This window comes from Mumia flava (assembly GCF_002797495.1).
Classification (GTDB): Bacteria; Actinomycetota; Actinomycetes; order Propionibacteriales; family Nocardioidaceae; genus Mumia; species Mumia flava.
The window spans coordinates 1,465,433-1,480,885 of the sequence record NZ_PGEZ01000001.1 but is presented as its reverse complement, the minus strand read 5'-3'; the positions used below and the strand labels follow the sequence as shown (position 1 = coordinate 1,480,885).

The window sequence follows — 15,453 nt, the reverse complement described above, 5'->3', positions numbered from 1 at the left end:
GGGATCCTTCAGGACTCGGTGGGGAGGAAGCCGGTCTGGCGCCAGAAGATGACCCGGCGCTCGATCACGTCGACCGCGAGGTAGACGAGGAACGCCAGCACGGAGAGCAGGATGACGAAGGCGAAGACACGGTCGAGCGCGAAGCCGACGCTCGCGGTCTTCACCATCACGCCGAGCCCTTCGCCGCCGCCGAGGAACTCCGCGACGATCGCGCCGATCACCGCGAGGACCGCGGCGGACTTCAGCCCGGCGAAGATGAACGGCAGCGCGTTCATCAGCTTGAGCTTGAAGAACCGCTGCCAGCGCGAGGCCCGCATCGACCGGAACAGCTTGTCCTCGTCCTCGTCGATGCCGGCGAGGCCCGCGGCGGTGTCGACCATCACGGGGAAGAACGCGATCACCGCGGCCATCACGATCTTCGGCGCCATCCCGAACCCGAACCACGCCACGAACAGCGGAGCGAGCGCGACCTTCGGCGCGGCGTAGAGAGCGACCATCAGCGGCTGCAGCACCCGGCGGCCGATCACGGTCTCGGCGATCGCGACGCCGAGCACGACACCGGCGACCGCGGCGATCAGCAGGCCGTAGAGCGTCTCCTGCGCGGAGACGAGGAAGGCGTCGAAGACGGGGCCGCCGGTGAACAGGTCGACGGTCACGTCCCAGAGCGCGACGGCGGTGTCCCACGGCGTCGGGAGCACGTACTCGTTGACGAGCCCCGCGGCGATCACGCCCTGCCAGACGGCGACGAGCACCGCGAGCGCGATCGTCAGGAGCACGGGCGTCGGGATCCGCTCCATCAGCGGCTTGCGGGTCCGGGCGGCCGGCGGGGAGGTCGGCGCGGCGGGCGCGGTGGCGGTCTGCGCCATCTCAGGACTCCTTCGTGGTCGAGGACGCGGCTTCGTAGCCGGTCTTCAGCAGGTCGCGCGCCTCGCGCACGTAGGACTGGAAGGCCGACCCGGTCATCACCTCGGGGTCGCGCGGTCCGGGCAGGTCGACGTCGACCACACCGGCGATCCGACCGGGACGCGCGCTCATCACCACCACGCGGTCGGCGAGGAACACCGCCTCGGAGATCGAGTGCGTGACGAAGACGGCGGTACGCCCGGTCAGCGCGCAGATCCGCGCGAGCTCGACGTTCATGTACTCGCGGGTGAACTCGTCGAGCGCTCCGAACGGCTCGTCGAGCAGCAGGACCTCGGGGTCCTGGATCAGCATCCGGCAGATCGCCGCACGCTGCTGCATGCCGCCCGACAGCTCGTTCGGCATCTTGTCGGCGAAGCCGCTCAGCCCGACGAGGTCGAGCAGCTCGTCGGCCCGGGTGCTCGCGGCCTTCGCGGCCCTGCGGCCGCCCGCCACCTCCACCGGGAGGAGCACGTTCTCCCGGATCGTCCGCCAGGCCAGCAGGACGGCCTTCTGGAACATCATCCCGACACCGTCCGGGACGCCGGCGACGTCGTTCCCGCCGACCCGGACGGTGCCCGAGGTCGGCGGGAGGAGTCCGCCGATGATGTTGAGCAGCGTGCTCTTGCCGCACCCGGAGGGACCCAGGAGCGCCACGAACTCACCGGGCTCGATGTCGAGCGACACCGGTCCCAGGGCGTGCACCGTTTCACCGTCGCGGGTGAAGGTCCGGACGAGGTCGGCCACGTGGACCGCCCCTCCCGCCGGTCCTCGTTCCGCGGTGGCGGTGGTCGCGGTGCCGTTGGTCGTGCCGTGGTCAGTCATGGTTCCCTCTCGTGGCGGGTGCGGCCGCCTGGTGCGGGTGCTCAGGAGGCCGGGTCGGAGTTCCAGGCCTCGACGTGGTCGTTGTTCACGTCGGCGGCGCCGTCGGCGCTGTCCACCAGCCCCAGGTCGGCGAGCTGTCCGGCGACCGTGCCGAACGTGTCGAGGTCGATCGCGCCGTACTGGCCGTTCGCGCTCGCGGGCAGCGTGAGCAGGTCGCTGACCCGGTCGTAGACGACCTTCGCGAAGTCGGGGTCCTCGGTCTCCTCCGGTGCGTAGGTGCCGCACAGGTCGATCACACCGTCGGGGTTGTCCAGACCCCACGCGGTCCCGCGAGCGATCGCCCGGCCGAGGCCGTCGACGGTGTCGCTGTTGGCCGACGTCCACTCCTGCGTCGCGACGAGGAAGTTGTCCACGACCTGGGGCTCGTCCTCGCCGTGCAGCACGGTGAGGTCGATCCCGCCGGCCTTGATGACCTCCTCGTCGAAGAAGGACGCGGAGTAGGCGTCGACGGAGCCCTTGCTGAGCGCCGTCGCGGCCGACGAGCCGTCGCCCACCGCGAGCTCGGAGAAGTCCTCGTCCTTGTGCAGCCCGGCCTGCGCCATCAGCCACTCCATGTAGATGACGTCGCCGCCGCCGGGGGTGCTGATGCCGATCGTCGAGCCCTCGAGGTCGGACAGGTCGTTGATGCCGGAGTCGCTCGGCGTGACGAGCGAGAACGTGCTGGCCTGGTAGAAGCCGTAGTACGCCTCGAGGTCGGCGCCGGTGCCGGTCGCGGACAGGTAGGCGTTGGGTGCCGCGAGCGCGAGGTCGGCCTTCCCGGACAGCGTGGCCTGCACGGCGCCGCCCGAGCCATCCGTGGCCTCGAACGTCGCGTCGATCCCCTCGTCGTCGAAGTAGCCCTTGTCCTTCGCGACGTAGAGCGGGTACCAGGACAGGCAGCTGGCGAACGGCAGGGCGACCGTCACCTTCCCGCTCTCGGAGGCGTCCGAGCCGCCGCCTCCGCAGGCGGTGGCGACGAGCGCCGTGACGGTCACCATCGCGGCGGTGACGAGCTTCTTCGACATGGGCTGGCCCTTCTCTCAGCGGGAGTACTTCTTAGATCAATAAGTATTAGACCTAAGATATATGGCGCCTAGACAGTTTCGGTAACGATTCGGTAACGGGCTTCAGTGGGCGCTGCGCCGTCCGAGGAGAAATGCCGCCGCGATCGCCAGCACGACGCCGGCGGGCGCCAGCCTGCGGGCGATCACAGGGCCGGCGACCGATCCGAGGTCGAGCGGCGCCGCCGCGGGCGCAGCGGACCGGTCCGCCTCCGCGGCGCCCGCACCTGCGTTCGCGCCCCGGAGGAGCTCGGCCCGGAGGTTGTCCGCGAACGCCGCGATCACCCGGTCGCCGACCTCGCTGATCACGCCACGGCCGAACTGCGCCGGACGTCCGGAGATGTCGAGGCGGGTGTCGACGACGACCCGGGTGCCGTCGCCGTCGGCGTCCAGCCGGCACACGACGTCGGCCGCAGCGCCGCCGGCGCCCTTCGTCTCGCGTGCCTCGACGCGCAGCGGGATCGTCCGGTCGTCGCCGTCCAGGAACCGTCCCGCGCCCTGGTACGCCATCACGATCGCGCCGACCTTGACGGTCATCCGTCCGCTGAACTCATGTCCGTCGAAGTCGTCGAGCGTCGCACCGGGTACGCACGGCGCGAGCCGCCGTACGTCGTGCAGCACCGCGGCGGCCTCTCCGGGGTTGATCGGGACGGTGAACGTGTGCTGGAGCTCCATGCCTACCTCTCTGCGGCCGTGCGGCCGTCGCGGATGTGGTCGCGGATCCGGCTCGGGCTGAGCGGTCCGCGGGTCAGGTGGACGCGGTCGGGGCCGAGGGCGTCCTCGACCGCGTTGGTGACGGCGGCCGGCGGGGCGATCGCCCCGCCCTCGCCGAGGCCCTTGACGCCGAGCGGGTTGAGGGTGGAGGGCGTCTCGACGTGGTCGAGCACGTACGGCGGGGCCTCCGCCGACGTCGGGACCAGGTAGTCCATGTAGGTCACCGACCGCGGCTGCCCGTCCGGCCCGTACTGCATCTCCTCGTAGAGGGCACCCCCGATGCCCTGCATCACGCCGCCGGTCACCTGGCCGTCGGCGACCATCGGGTTGACCACGCGTCCGCAATCGTGCACCACGGCGTACCGCAGGATCTCGACGGTGCCGGTGCGCTCGTCCACCTCGACGACCGCGCCGTGAGCGGCACTCGCCACGGTGACGGTCGGGGGCTTGAAGAAGGCGGTCTCGCTGACCGTCGCACCCGGTCCCGTCGTGGTGCCCGGGGCGAGCAGCGGGGCCCGCCGCCGTGCCAGCTCGGCGACGTCGATGCCGGCGTCGGGGATGCCGACCGGTCGTACGGATCCGTCGACGAGCTCGAGGTCCTCGACCGCGATCTCGAGGATCTGCGACGCGTCGGCCAGCAGGGCCTCCCGCACCGCGAGCGCTGCGGTGTGGATCGCGTTCCCCGCCGTCACCATGCTGCGGCTGGCGATCGTCCCGACGCCGTGCCCGATCGCGGCGGTGTCGCCCTCGACGAGGTCGATCCGGTCCCACGGGACCCCGAGCGCGTCCGCGGCGACCTGGGCGAAGGTCGTCCGGTGCGCCTGGCCCTGGGAGCTGGCTCCGGTCGCGACCCGCACCCGCCCGTTCGGCAGCACGCTCACCGAGCCGCTCTCGAACGGACCCAGCCCCGTGCCCTCGATGTACATCGCGAGCCCGACGCCGATCCGGCGGCCGGCGGACGCGCCGGCGGCCTGGCGCGTGCGGACCGCGTCGACGTCGAGGTGCCCGACCAGGCGGCGGAGCAGCTCGGGAAAGTTCCCCGAGTCGTACGTCTGCATCGTTCCGTCGCGGTACATCAGGCCGGTCTCGTGGGGCATGGCCTCGGGCTGGACGAGGTTGCGGGCGCGCAGCTCGTGCGGCTCGATCCCGATCTGGTGGGCGAGCCGGTCCATCGCCCGCTCCATCGCGAACACCGCCTCCGGCCGCCCGGCCCCGCGGTATGGCGTGGCGAACATCGTGTTGGTCAGCGCGCCGCGCACACGCAGGTCGAGCGCGGGGACGACGTAGGGGCCGATCACGTGGGTGAGGGTGTTGTACGGGACCACGAGGCCGGTGAGGTTCGCGCACCCGAGGTTGATCACGACGTCGTCGCGCAGCGCGAGCAGCCGTCCGTCGGCGTCCGCGGCGAGCGTGATGTCGTGCACCTGCTCGCGGGCATGGGACGACGAGGTCAGGTTCTCCAGTCGGTCCTCGACCCAGCGGACCGGTCGGCCGAGTCGACGCGCGAGGTACGGGACGAGCACGTCCTCGACGTACTGCACCCCCTTCTGGCCGAAGCCGCCGCCGACGTCGGGAGCGGTCACCCGGACCGTGCCCGCGTCGATGCCCAGCGTCGAGGCGATCACCTCGCGCAGCCGGTGCGGTGTCTGCGTCGAGGCGAACACCGTCAGCGAGCGGTCGTGCGGGTCGACCGTCACCGCCACGCCGCGGGTCTCCATCGGGGAGGCGACGTAGCGGTGCGAGCGGTACCGCTCGGTGACGACGTGGACGGCGGAGTTCAGCGCGGCGTCGACGTCGCCGACGTGGCCCTCGACCGAGATCGCGAGGTTGTCGTCCGTCCCGGGTGCGACCGCGTGCGCGTCCGGCCCGAGGGCGTCGAGCGGGTCGACCAGTGCCGGCAGCGGCGCGTAGTCGATGTCGACCAGCTCGAGCGCATCCTCGGCGACGTAGCGGTCGACGGCGACGACGACCGCGACCGGCTGCCCGACGCAGAGCACCGCCCCGTCGGCGAGCAGCGGGAACGGCTGCAGGCGCGACAGCGGCCGCACCGCCTCGACGACCCGCTCGGGGACGCGCATCTCCGCCTCGAGCACGAGCGGGGCGACGTCGTCACGGAGGTCGTCCCACGCGAAGGCGGCGACGACACCCGGAAGCTCGCGGGCCGCGCCGAGGTCGACCTTCGTGAGCGTGGCGCGCGCGTGCGGGCTGCGTACGAACGCCACCTCGAGCGCACCCGGGATGTCGAGGTCGGCGAGGAACCGGCCCTCGCCCCGCAGGAGCGCGTCGTCCTCGCGCCGCGGGATCGAGGCGCCGATCAGCGAGGCCCTCGACGCCGAGCCGTCGGTCGGAGCGGTCATCGTCGGGCCTCCTCGCGCTCGCACCCGAGGGCGCGGTGCGCGGCCTCGGTGATGTTGCGGTAGCCGGTGCACCGGCAGAGGTGGCCGGAGAGCGCCTCGTCGACCTCGTCGGTCGCGGGTCGCTCGTCCCGCTCGTGCATCGCGACGAGGGTCATCACGATGCCGGGTGTGCAGAACCCGCACTGGAGCCCGTGGCAGTCCGCCATCGCCTGCTGGACCGGGTGCAGCGTGGACGCGTCCGGCGCGACGGACTCGACCGTACGCACCTGGCGGCCGTCCGCCTGCACGGCGAGCACGAGGCACCCGCGCACGGGGAGGTCGTCGAGCAGCACCGTGCACGCACCGCAGACGCCGTGCTCGCACCCGAGGTGGGTCCCGGTGAGCCGCAGCCGGTCGCGGAGCAGGTCGGTGAGGAGCAGCCGGTCGTGGACGTCGAGCCGGTGCTCGGTGCCGTTGACGGTCACGGTGATCTCAGGCATCGGCGTGCTTCCTCCTGGTCGTGGCCCACGCCTCGGCGAGGGCCTCCTGGACGAGATGGGCAGCGACCTCGCGCCGGTAGTCCGCGGAGGCGTGCGCGTCGCTGGTCGGGTCGATCTGGTCGGCGGTGGCCTCGGCCGCCGCGTCGAGCGCGGGCTCGTCCACCACCGTGCCGAGGAGCCGGTCCTCGACCGCGCGCACCCGGACGGGCGTGGACCCCACGCCGAACAGGGAGATCCGGACGTGGTCGACCACGCCCGCGTCGTCGGTGTGGAGCAGTGCGCCGACACCGACGAGGGCGAAGTCGCCGCTGCGGCGCGCGACCTCGCGGAACGACCAGCCGGTCCCCTCGGGAGGCATCGCGAACTGGACCGACGTCAGCACCTCGTCGAGGTCGAGCGCGGTGTCGAACGTCCCGGTGAAGAACGCGTCCGCGGTGCGCGAGACGGGGCCGCGGACGCTGAACGAGGTCAGCCGGGCGTCGAGCGCCAGCGCGAGCGCGGGCAGCTCCGCCGACGGGTCGTGGTGGGCGAGGCTGCCGCAGACGGTGCCCCGGTTGCGGATCTGCGTGTGCCCGATCCTGGCGATGCCGGCGGACAGGATCGGCACCCGGGACAGGGTCAGCGGGTGGGTTGCCACCTGGGTCTGGGTGGCCGTTGCGCCGATCTCGAGGTGACCTTCGACCTCGTCCACGTACGCGAGGTGCTCGATTCGCCCGACGTCGACGAGCCGGGCAGGTCTGGCCAGACGCATGCTCAGCATGGGGACGAGGGACTGGCCGCCCGCGAGCACCTTCGCGTCGGGGTCGGCGGCCAGGAGCTCGGCCGCCTCGTGGAGGGATCGAGCGCGGACGTACTCGAACGGAGCGGGCTTCACCGGCGCCGCCACGCGGTTGTCGTCATGTCGAGACTCTCTGTCCTGGCACTATGCTTCGGTGCCGTTGAAGTGTTTCCTGTGTTAACAATCTTAACGCTGGGATATATAGTTTAGGGCAAAGATCTTTTCTGGCAATGGCCAGTGGAGTCGAGGAGAGCCACATGGAGGCGAACGTGTCGCAGGACGAGCGTGACGAAGTCGATGACATCGTCGCCCAGTGGACGCGCGAACGGCCCGACCTGGACGCCGCGGCGATCGGGGTCTTCGGGCGCATCACCCGGCTCAACGCGGCTCAGCGTGCGGTCCTGCGCCAGGTGCACGAGCGGCACGGGCTGACGCTGGCGTCCTTCGACGTCCTCGCGAACCTGCGCCGCTCCGGTGCGCCGCACCGCAAGACGGCAGGCGAGCTCGCGGAGTCGTCGCTGCTGACGTCCGGCGGGATCACGTTCCGCCTGGACAAGATGGAAGCGGACGGGCTGATCCGGCGGACGCGCTCGAAGGAGGACCGGCGGGTCGTCTACGCCGAGCTCACCGAGCTCGGGCTGGGGAAGATCGATGCGGTCTTCGCGGACCACCTCGCCACCGAGCAGGCGATGCTCGGTCTGCTCGACGCCCACGAGCAGGCGATGCTTGCCTCGCTGCTGCGACGTCTGAGCGCATCGGTCGCGTCCTTCCAGGCGGAGCCTCTGGTCGAATCGGATTGACTCCAGCTCTCCGAGCCCGCGAGCGCGGCGTCCGGACTCAGTGCCGATCCGACCCGGGCCGCACGCGTACGAGGTCGAGGTCGTGACCGACCGTGACGAGGCCGCGCTTCCGCCGTACTTGTCGTCTCCACCGGCCGGCGGGCCAGTTGGCCGGCGAGAGGTGCGAGAGCACCAGGTTGCGCGCGCCCGCCTCGTCTGCGACGCGCCCGACCTCCCCGACAGGGGTGTGCGAGTCCACGAGCTTGCTCACCAGGGCGTCCTGGCGAGGGTTCCGCGGTTGCGGGAAGACACCCTCGGCCCAGGCGGGATCGACGACCTCGTGAATCAGGACGTCGGCGTCCGCAGCCAGCGCCACCACATTGCTCGAGGCGGCGGTGTCCCCTGAGATGGCCACGACACCGTGCTCGGACTCCACCCGGTAGCCGAAGGCGGGGAAGGTGACGCCGTGCGGCACGAGTGTCGCGGATACCCGGACCCGATCGTCCTCGTAGACGACGAAGGGCGCCATCGACGGTGCCGTGTCCTGGTTCGGGTCGACGAGGAGCGAGCTGGGAAGCGCGACGTCGTGCGCGATCACCTGGTGGCGGACGTCCGCCCGTCCGGTGTCGCGCATGCTCTCGTTCAAGGATGTCGCGCTCCCGGCGATCATGTGGTCGACCAGTGCCGACGTGCCGGGAAGCGGCTCGGCTGGGCTGATGAGATCCGGCTCTGAGAGGCGCGGATCGACCGGTGGGAGGACGCCTCGCGATCCGGGGCCGTAGAGCCCGATGGTGTCGAACGCGCCTTTCGTGAGGCCCAGAACGGGAGCGAAGAGCAGCAGCCCGGGGAGGTCGAGGTAGTGATCCGGATGGAGGTGGGTGAGGAACACCGTCCGGAGGTTCTCGAAGCCTGCGAAATCGGTCGCCATGCTTCCGAGGCCTGCTTCCCGGAACCGGCGAAGTGAACCATCACCGCAGTCGAACAGGTAGACGGCTCCGTCGACCACCACGGCAGTGCTGGTCCCGGCACGATCCGTCCCGGGGTACCAGACGGGGCCGCCTGCGGTGCCGAGGAGTCGCACGCTCATGCCGGTCAGATCGTGAGTCTGCCCACCAGCAGGGGCCGCGGCCGCCGCTGGAGCGGTCACGAACTGTGCGGCCGCGGTCGCAGCCGCCGTGGCGGCCGCTCCACCAAGGAGAGTCCGCCGGTCGAAGCTCCGGCCAGACGCCGTCGAACAGGTTTCACACATGGATTCCTCCACTTCCGAATATCCCTTAGGCATCACTGTCTTAGCGCTAAGGTATATCTGTCAACCCTGCTGCGTAGGCGGAGGCGATCACTCAGATTCAGCCGCCGTGACGGGCGTACGGAGTCGCCTGTCCGGCTGGTGCGCTGCATGCGCACACAACGGCGCCCCCTCCGCGACTGCGAAGGGGGCGCCGGGGGCGTTCGTTCAGTCGGCGCAGACCGAGGTGAGGCGGTCGCCGACGCTCGCGTTGGGTGACGTCGACAGCACGTGGCAGCCGGCACCGACCTCGTCGACCCGCAGGAAGCCCCGCTCGTACGTCCCGGGGCGGGCCACGCCGTCGACGTAGACGGTCGCGTCGCCCTCCTCCGACGTCGGTACGAAGACCCGCGCCGTCGTGTTGCCCGGCACGGACACGCCCACGTCGGTGCGCCCGTCGACCACGTCGTACGCCGCGCCGATCCGGCCCTTGAGCGTCGGCAGCGTGACGTGTGCCCAGTCGACGCCGCCGGGCTGCGGCCGGACGTCGTACGTCGCGTAGCCCGGGGTGGTCGGCTCGATCCCGAACATCCCCTGCGGCACGGTGTAGGCCGGCGAGGCGGCCCACGGGTGCGACCACGTCATGTTGGACTTCAGCGACGTGTCCCACGCCTCCGCGGTCGCGCCCGCGCCCTTGGCGATCATGTTCATCCAACTGCGCAGCCCGGTGTCGGTCAGCAGGTCGTGCGCGCCGTCGCCGCGGTCGCCCGCGTACAGCGACTCGATCACGAACGCCGCGCAGTAGACCGAGCACGCCATCCCGCGCGACTGCACGTAGTCCGCGGAGGCCGACGCCTGGTCCGCGTCCGGCAGGCCGAACGCCGCCGCGAACACGCTCGCCTGCACCGCGAAGTGGTCGACCGGCGTGCCGTCGGCGTTGAGCCCGTCGCGGTAGGCGCCCTTCTCGGTGTCGAACAGCCGCTCGTTCGCGGCCTCGCGCAGCCGGTCGGCGGTCGCGGTGAAGGAGGCCGCGTCGGCGTCCTTGCCGAGTGCGGTGGCGATGTCGGCCATGTCGCGGTAGCTGCGGTAGCCGATCGCGTTGATCACCGTGTTGTACGGCCGGAACACGTAGCCGTCGCGCTCCGAGGTCGGCCAGTCCACGATGTCGCAGTCCGTGCAGCTGTTCCCGCCGTTCGAGCCGGAGTTCTTCCGGATCAGCCCGGTGCTCTGCTCGATCCACTGGTCGGGCAGCTTGTCGACGAGCTGGTCGTAGTTGCGCTCCAGTCCGGCGGTGTCGCCGGTCTGCAGGTAGCTGTCGTGGAACGCCAGGATCGTGTACATCGGCCACTCGGTCGGCCAGGTCCGACGCGTCAGCAGGTAGTCGAGCGAGTAGTTGCCGAGCGTCGGGTCGGACGAGGTGAAGAAGTTCGCCATCATCTGCAGGTACGAGTCCGCCTCGTACGCCTTGCGCTCACGCGTCCACGAGTCCACGTACAGGTTGTGGTTCGTCGCCTCCACCGTGTGGCGCGACAGCTCCCAGACCTGGTTCAGCGCGTCGTCGGAGGAGTCGAAGACCGCGCCGTCGGGGTCGTACGGGTAGAGCTGCGCGAGCGCCGGGAAGTCGTCCGCTCCGAGTCCCGTCGGAGCGCCGATCACCTCGACGTAGCGGAAGACCCGCATGCCCCAGGTCTCGAGGTGCTGCTCGCCGTCTCGCAGGGTCCAGAGGTCCTGGTACGTGTTGCCGGTCCGCATCGCGTACCGCACGGTCTGCGGCGACGACAGCTCCTCGCCGAAGCGCAGGTCGAGCACCTGGCCGTCCTCGCCGTCGAGGTCGAGGCTGAGGCCGCCGATCCAGGTCTTGCCGTAGTCCAGGAAGTAGTGGCCCGGCGACTTCTCGACCACCTCGACCGGCGTCTTGAGCTCCTGCTCGACCTTCGCGGTCGGGGTCGCCTCGAGGTCGTCGAACGCCGGCTTGGCCGCCGCGTGCTCCCAGACGGAGTCGTCGAAGCCGGGCTCGGCGAACCCGGACGGGTACGCCTCCGCCTGGAGGTTCTCCTTGGGTGCGGCGTAGAAGCCGGTGCCGATGCTCCCGGCCTGGGGGAAGACGACCGAGCCGTTCATCGTCGTCCACTCCGGCCCGGTCCCGAAGGTCTCGCGGGTCCCGTCGGTGTGGTCGACGACGAGCCACGCCTGGAACCGCTGGTCCGCCGTCGTGTACGCGAGCGCGCCGAGCGCGTTCGCCTGACCCGCCTCGACCAGGTCGGTCACGTCGTAGCCGTCGAACCGGGTCTCGTTCGCGATCGAGCGAGTAGGCCCGAAGCCGACGACCTGGCCGTTCAGCCAGAGCTTGTAGACGTACTGGCTCGCGGGCTCGGCGGATGCGCCCGTCGCGTAGACGACGGCCTTCTCGATCGGCGCGTCGCCCAGCTCGGTCTCGCCGCGCAGGAACGCCCAGTCGGTCGTGACCTCGCCGAGCAGGCACTGCGCGTTCACGTCGACGGCGAGCCGGCCCCCGGTCGTACGGGCGCAGGCGAAGTCGGCGCTGGGTGCGTCGAACGTGTTCGCGTAGAGGGTCGAGCCGCCCGCGCCGGTGACGGTGAGGTCGTCGAACGTGGTCTGCTCGGTGCGGCCGGTGCGGAAGCCGATCGTGCCGGCGTCGAACGTCGAGTCGGTGGTGGTGTCGACGAGGGTGCCGTCGATCCAGGTCCGGATCGTGCTGCCGACCGCCTCGATCTTCAGCCGGTAGTCGGTGTCGCGCTGCAGGTCGATGCCGAGCGGCACGGTCTTGAGCACGCTGTAGGTGCCGTTGACGCGCTTGTGCGGGGCGAGCTCGTTCACGCCGTCGCCGCGGACCTGCCACATGTAGTAGTTGTTCTCGTCGGCGGCGCGGAACAGGATCGTCGCGTTCTGAGCGGTGATCGAGAACGTCGTCTCGAGCGTGTAGTCGCGCCAGGCCTCCGACAGGATGCAGTTCTGGCCGGTCCCGACCACGAGGCGTCCGTCGGACGTCGTGGCGCAGGCGAAGTCGCTGGCCGTCGACGAGAAGTCGCTCGCGTACAGGCTCGTGCCGTCCGGTGCGGTGACGCTCAGGTCGTCCCAGGAGTTGCGCTCGGAGCCGCCCGTACGGAAGCCGATCGTGCCGGAGGAGAAGGTCGCGTCGGTGGTGGTGTCGACCAGCGTGCCGTCGATCCACGTCCGGATCGTGTCGCCGACCGCCTCGATCTTCAGGGTGTGGTCGGTGTTGCGCTGCAGGTCGAGGTCGAGAGGCACGGTCTTCAGCTCGGTGTAGGCGCCGTTGACGCGCTTGTGCGGGGCGAGCTGGTTGACGCCGTCGCCGCGGACCTGCCACATGTAGTAGTTGTTCGTGTCCTGCGCGCGGAAGAGGATCGTGGCGTTCTGCGTCGTGATCGAGAACGTCGTCTCGAGCGTGTAGTCCCCCCACGCGTCGTCGTCCTCGCCGCCGAGCCAGATCGGGGTCGAGTCACCCCACTGCTGGTCGGGGGCGGTCGAGAAGTCGGCCGGCTTGGACCACGGGCTCGGCTTGCCGCGGCCGTTCCAGGTGCGTACGCGCCAGGTGTACGCGGTGGTGGGGTCGAGTCGCGGGCCGTCGTACGCGACGTTGGTGCTCGAGGGGGAGTCCACGCGTCCCGAGTCCCAGATCCGGTCGTCCCAGGGATCGTCGCCCTCGGGCGCGACCTGGACCCGGTAGCCGCTCTGGACGGCCGTCCCGACGTGCCAGCCGAGCAGCGGTGCGTCGAGGTCGCCGACGTCGGCCGGGGCCGGCAGCTGGCCGATCGTGAGTCCGGTCGGGCGCGCGGTGGCGGCCTCGGCGGCGTTGGGCGACGGGTCACCCACCGCGGGGGCCGACGGGATCAGCAGCGCGCCGGCGAGCAGCGCGGACGACGCGACGATCGCGGCGGTGCGCCGGCGTCGTCGGGGACGGATGCTCAGCACGGAGGCCTCCACATAAAACGATTCAAGGTCCGGGTCAACGTAACGACGTGACACGCGTCACGTCAACGCGCTCGGGTGGCCGGATCCGGACACCGCGTCAGCCCCGTCCGCGCCCGCGATGTGACGGGTTTCCCACCGAACGCCTGCCGGCATTCGGTGGGAAACGCGTCGAATCGGGCGCGCGTCGCGGTGGCGTGCGCGGGCGCGTCAGCGGTCGAGCTCGAGGTGCGCCCAGGAGCGGATCGTGAGGGCGCCGAACCCGACGCCGACCAGGACGGGCAGCCCGAGCTGTGGTGCCGTGACCGACGTCGGGTCCAGCGCCCACAGCGCAGGGGCGGCGAACGGCCACCGCGCCCCCGTCCCCGCGACCGCGAGCACCTGCGCGGTCGCGATCACCAGCACCGTGGCGGCGATCCCGCTCAGCAGGCCGCGCCCGAGCGTGGCGGTCCACGCCGCCGGTGTCGCGATCACCGCGGTGAGCAGGACGAGGACGCACAGCCGGCCGAGAGCGGCGACCGCGCCACCGTCCGGCGGGCCGAGGCCGATCGCGAGTCCGGCGACGAGTGCGGACACGGTCGATGCCGCCGCGACGACCGCGGCCCACGCCGCGTACACGAGCAGCTTCGCGAGCGCGGTCGTCTGCCGCGACACCGGCAGAGCGAACAGGCCCGCGAGGGTCCCGTCGGCGAACTCCCGCCCGACGAACCAGCTCAGCGCGACCCCGAACCCGAGCAGCGCGGCCGCCCCGCTGACCTGGGCGAGCGCACCCGTGTAGGTCGTCCAGCCGTCGGCGCCGCTCTGCCCCAGGGTCGCGCCGAGCTGCGCGCGGATCTGCTCGTTGCCCGCCCGTGCGGCGAGCGTCAGCGACGCGGCGAGGACGGTGATCCCACCGGCGACCAGGGCCGCCGTCGTGACCACCACCGGCGACGCGAGCGCCTTGCGCCGTTCGGTCTCCCACGCAGCCGCGAGGAGGCCGAGCCTCCCGGCACCGCCGCCCGTACGGGTGGGTGCGCCGCTCACGACGCACGCTCCTCGTCGTCGGCGAGCACGAGAGCGAAGAACGCTCGCTCGAGATCGGTCCCGCCGGGCTCCAGCGCGCCGACCACGCGGCCGTCGTTCATCACGGTGATCCGGTCGGCGATCCGCGCCACCTCGTCGAGGTGGTGGCTGGACACCAGGATCCCCGCACCCGCCTCCGCGCGGCGTACGAGCGCCTCGCGGAGCAGGATCACGCCGCGCGGGTCGAGCGCGTTCGTCGGCTCGTCCAGCACGACGAGCCCCGGGTCGTGCTGGAGCGCGGCCGCGATGCCCACGCGCTGCCGGTTGCCCGCCGAGAGCCGTCGCGCGCGGACCGACGCGTACGGCGTGAGCTCGAGCTCGGCGACGATCGCGTCGGTCCGGCGCCGTGCCTCGTCGGGCGCGAGACCGTGGAGCCGGGCGGCGAGCCGCAGGTTGGTCCGCACGTCGAGCTCGGGATAGGCGAACGGGGCGTCGACCAGGTGGCCGACCCGTCTCCAGGTCGACGCCGTCGCGGCGGGGAGCCTGGTCCCGTGCACCCGGACCTCGCCGGCGTCCGGGCGCAGCATCCCGAGCGCGGTGCGCATCAGCGTCGTCTTGCCGGCGCCGTTGAGCCCGACGAGCGCGTGCACCTCGCCCGCCCGTACGTCGAGGTCGACGCCGTGCAGCCCGGCGCCGCCGCCGAACTCGCGGACGAGCGCGGCGAGCCGGAGCACGGGCTCAGCCATCGCTGCCCTCCAGCGTCGCCAGGGCGGTCTCGATGGCGAAGGCGAGTCGGGTGTCCTCGCCTTCGGCCCACGCGAACAACGCGGTCGTGAGGGCGGCGAGGACGGCGGCGGCCGCGATCCGGGCGGGCAGGACACCGCTCCCGCCCGACTCCAACGCTTCAGCGATCACGCGCTCGGTCTCGGCGTTGTTGCGCGAGACGCCGGCTCGAAGCGACGGCGTCGCAGCCGCGATCCGCACGCGGCGCCGCACGGTCGCGTCCTCCGGCTCCGGCACCCGCCCCCACGCCTCGCGCACGCCGCCGACGGCACGGGCCAGCGGGGGCAGGCTCGGCGGCTGGTGGGCCACGGCGTTCGCGATCGCGGGGTCGTACGGGTCGTCGAGCAGGACGGACTCCTTCGTGGCGAAGTGCCGGAAGAACGTCATCTCGGTGACCCCCGCGGCGCCCGCGATCTCGCGCACGGTGGTGGCGTCGTACCCCTGCTTCTCGAAGAGCGTGAGCGCGCAGTCGGTCAGCCGGGCGCGGGTGCGCTCGCGCTTGCCCGCAGTACGCGTCGGTGAGGTGGTCACGCGAGAATGTTAGCAACTAACATTCGGCG

General features: G+C 71.6%; 13 protein-coding genes. 1 reads left to right on the top strand and 12 read right to left on the bottom strand.

All coding sequences use genetic code 11. The annotated features are described in order from the left end of the window. Positions 1–8: 8 nt before the first annotated feature. The 7 genes from CLV56_RS07000 to CLV56_RS06970 all read right to left on the bottom strand — a co-directional run bounded on the left by CLV56_RS07000 (position 9) and on the right by CLV56_RS06970 (position 7,261). Positions 9–866 (bottom strand): ABC transporter permease, encoded by an 858-nt coding sequence (locus CLV56_RS07000; protein WP_039350312.1) that lies wholly within the window; start codon positions 864–866, stop codon positions 9–11. Between the two features lies 1 nt (position 867). Then, entirely contained in the window at positions 868–1,725 is an 858-nt protein-coding gene (locus tag CLV56_RS06995) for an ABC transporter ATP-binding protein (RefSeq protein WP_100414598.1), read from the bottom strand. Between the two features lie 41 nt (positions 1,726–1,766). Continuing rightward, entirely contained in the window at positions 1,767–2,789 is a 1,023-nt protein-coding gene (locus CLV56_RS06990; protein WP_039350311.1) for an ABC transporter substrate-binding protein, read from the bottom strand. A 102-nt stretch (positions 2,790–2,891) separates the two neighbouring features. Then, on the bottom strand, positions 2,892–3,500 hold the full coding sequence (locus tag CLV56_RS06985; protein WP_039350308.1) for an SRPBCC family protein: 609 nt from the start codon (positions 3,498–3,500) through the stop codon (positions 2,892–2,894). A gap of 2 nt (positions 3,501–3,502) precedes the next feature. Continuing rightward, positions 3,503–5,896 (bottom strand): xanthine dehydrogenase family protein molybdopterin-binding subunit, encoded by a 2,394-nt coding sequence (locus CLV56_RS06980; protein ID WP_039350306.1) that lies wholly within the window; start codon positions 5,894–5,896, stop codon positions 3,503–3,505. Next, the gene (locus CLV56_RS06975) at positions 5,893–6,375 is read right to left on the bottom strand and encodes a (2Fe-2S)-binding protein (protein WP_039350304.1); all 483 of its coding nucleotides are present in this window, start codon (positions 6,373–6,375) and stop codon (positions 5,893–5,895) included. Before CLV56_RS06975 ends, CLV56_RS06980 begins: the two co-directional genes overlap by 4 nt. After that, on the bottom strand, positions 6,368–7,261 hold the full coding sequence (locus CLV56_RS06970; protein ID WP_211288003.1) for an FAD binding domain-containing protein: 894 nt from the start codon (positions 7,259–7,261) through the stop codon (positions 6,368–6,370). Before CLV56_RS06970 ends, CLV56_RS06975 begins: the two co-directional genes overlap by 8 nt. 149 nt (positions 7,262–7,410) lie before the next feature. On the opposite strand from CLV56_RS06970, the gene CLV56_RS06965 reads away from it, so the two are divergent. Next, positions 7,411–7,953, top strand: coding sequence for a MarR family winged helix-turn-helix transcriptional regulator (locus CLV56_RS06965; protein WP_100414597.1), 543 nt, complete (start codon positions 7,411–7,413; stop codon positions 7,951–7,953). A 37-nt stretch (positions 7,954–7,990) separates the two neighbouring features. Here CLV56_RS06965 and CLV56_RS06960 read toward each other — a convergent pair whose 3' ends face one another. The 5 genes from CLV56_RS06960 to CLV56_RS06940 all read right to left on the bottom strand — a co-directional run bounded on the left by CLV56_RS06960 (position 7,991) and on the right by CLV56_RS06940 (position 15,424). Further along, on the bottom strand, positions 7,991–9,214 hold the full coding sequence (locus CLV56_RS06960; protein ID WP_100414596.1) for an MBL fold metallo-hydrolase: 1,224 nt from the start codon (positions 9,212–9,214) through the stop codon (positions 7,991–7,993). A 171-nt stretch (positions 9,215–9,385) separates the two neighbouring features. Next, positions 9,386–13,111, bottom strand: coding sequence for a family 78 glycoside hydrolase catalytic domain (locus tag CLV56_RS06955; protein ID WP_170224762.1), 3,726 nt, complete (start codon positions 13,109–13,111; stop codon positions 9,386–9,388). Positions 13,112–13,318: 207 nt separating this feature from the next. Beyond that, positions 13,319–14,131 carry an ABC transporter permease gene (locus tag CLV56_RS06950; RefSeq protein WP_100414594.1) on the bottom strand — a complete coding sequence of 271 codons (813 nt, stop codon included), beginning with the start codon at positions 14,129–14,131 and terminating at the stop codon, positions 13,319–13,321. After that, positions 14,128–14,856, bottom strand: a complete 729-nt coding sequence (locus CLV56_RS06945; RefSeq protein WP_039350300.1) for an ABC transporter ATP-binding protein — start codon at positions 14,854–14,856, stop codon at positions 14,128–14,130. The genes CLV56_RS06950 and CLV56_RS06945 overlap by 4 nt, the downstream gene beginning before the upstream one ends. After that, complete coding sequence (locus CLV56_RS06940) at positions 14,849–15,424, bottom strand: TetR/AcrR family transcriptional regulator (RefSeq protein WP_245857668.1); 576 nt, start codon at positions 15,422–15,424, stop codon at positions 14,849–14,851. The genes CLV56_RS06945 and CLV56_RS06940 overlap by 8 nt, the downstream gene beginning before the upstream one ends. Positions 15,425–15,453 lie beyond the last annotated feature (29 nt).

Coding starts and splice junctions, on each gene's coding strand:
- CLV56_RS07000 (WP_039350312.1), bottom strand. CDS start 866: ATGGCGCAGACCGCCACCGCGCCCGCCGCGCCGACCTCCCCGCCGGCC.
- CLV56_RS06995 (WP_100414598.1), bottom strand. CDS start 1,725: ATGACTGACCACGGCACGACCAACGGCACCGCGACCACCGCCACCGCG.
- CLV56_RS06990 (WP_039350311.1), bottom strand. CDS start 2,789: ATGTCGAAGAAGCTCGTCACCGCCGCGATGGTGACCGTCACGGCGCTC.
- CLV56_RS06985 (WP_039350308.1), bottom strand. CDS start 3,500: ATGGAGCTCCAGCACACGTTCACCGTCCCGATCAACCCCGGAGAGGCC.
- CLV56_RS06980 (WP_039350306.1), bottom strand. CDS start 5,896: ATGACCGCTCCGACCGACGGCTCGGCGTCGAGGGCCTCGCTGATCGGC.
- CLV56_RS06975 (WP_039350304.1), bottom strand. CDS start 6,375: ATGCCTGAGATCACCGTGACCGTCAACGGCACCGAGCACCGGCTCGAC.
- CLV56_RS06965 (WP_100414597.1), top strand. CDS start 7,411: ATGGAGGCGAACGTGTCGCAGGACGAGCGTGACGAAGTCGATGACATC.
- CLV56_RS06960 (WP_100414596.1), bottom strand. CDS start 9,214: ATGCCTAAGGGATATTCGGAAGTGGAGGAATCCATGTGTGAAACCTGT.
- CLV56_RS06945 (WP_039350300.1), bottom strand. CDS start 14,856: ATGGCTGAGCCCGTGCTCCGGCTCGCCGCGCTCGTCCGCGAGTTCGGC.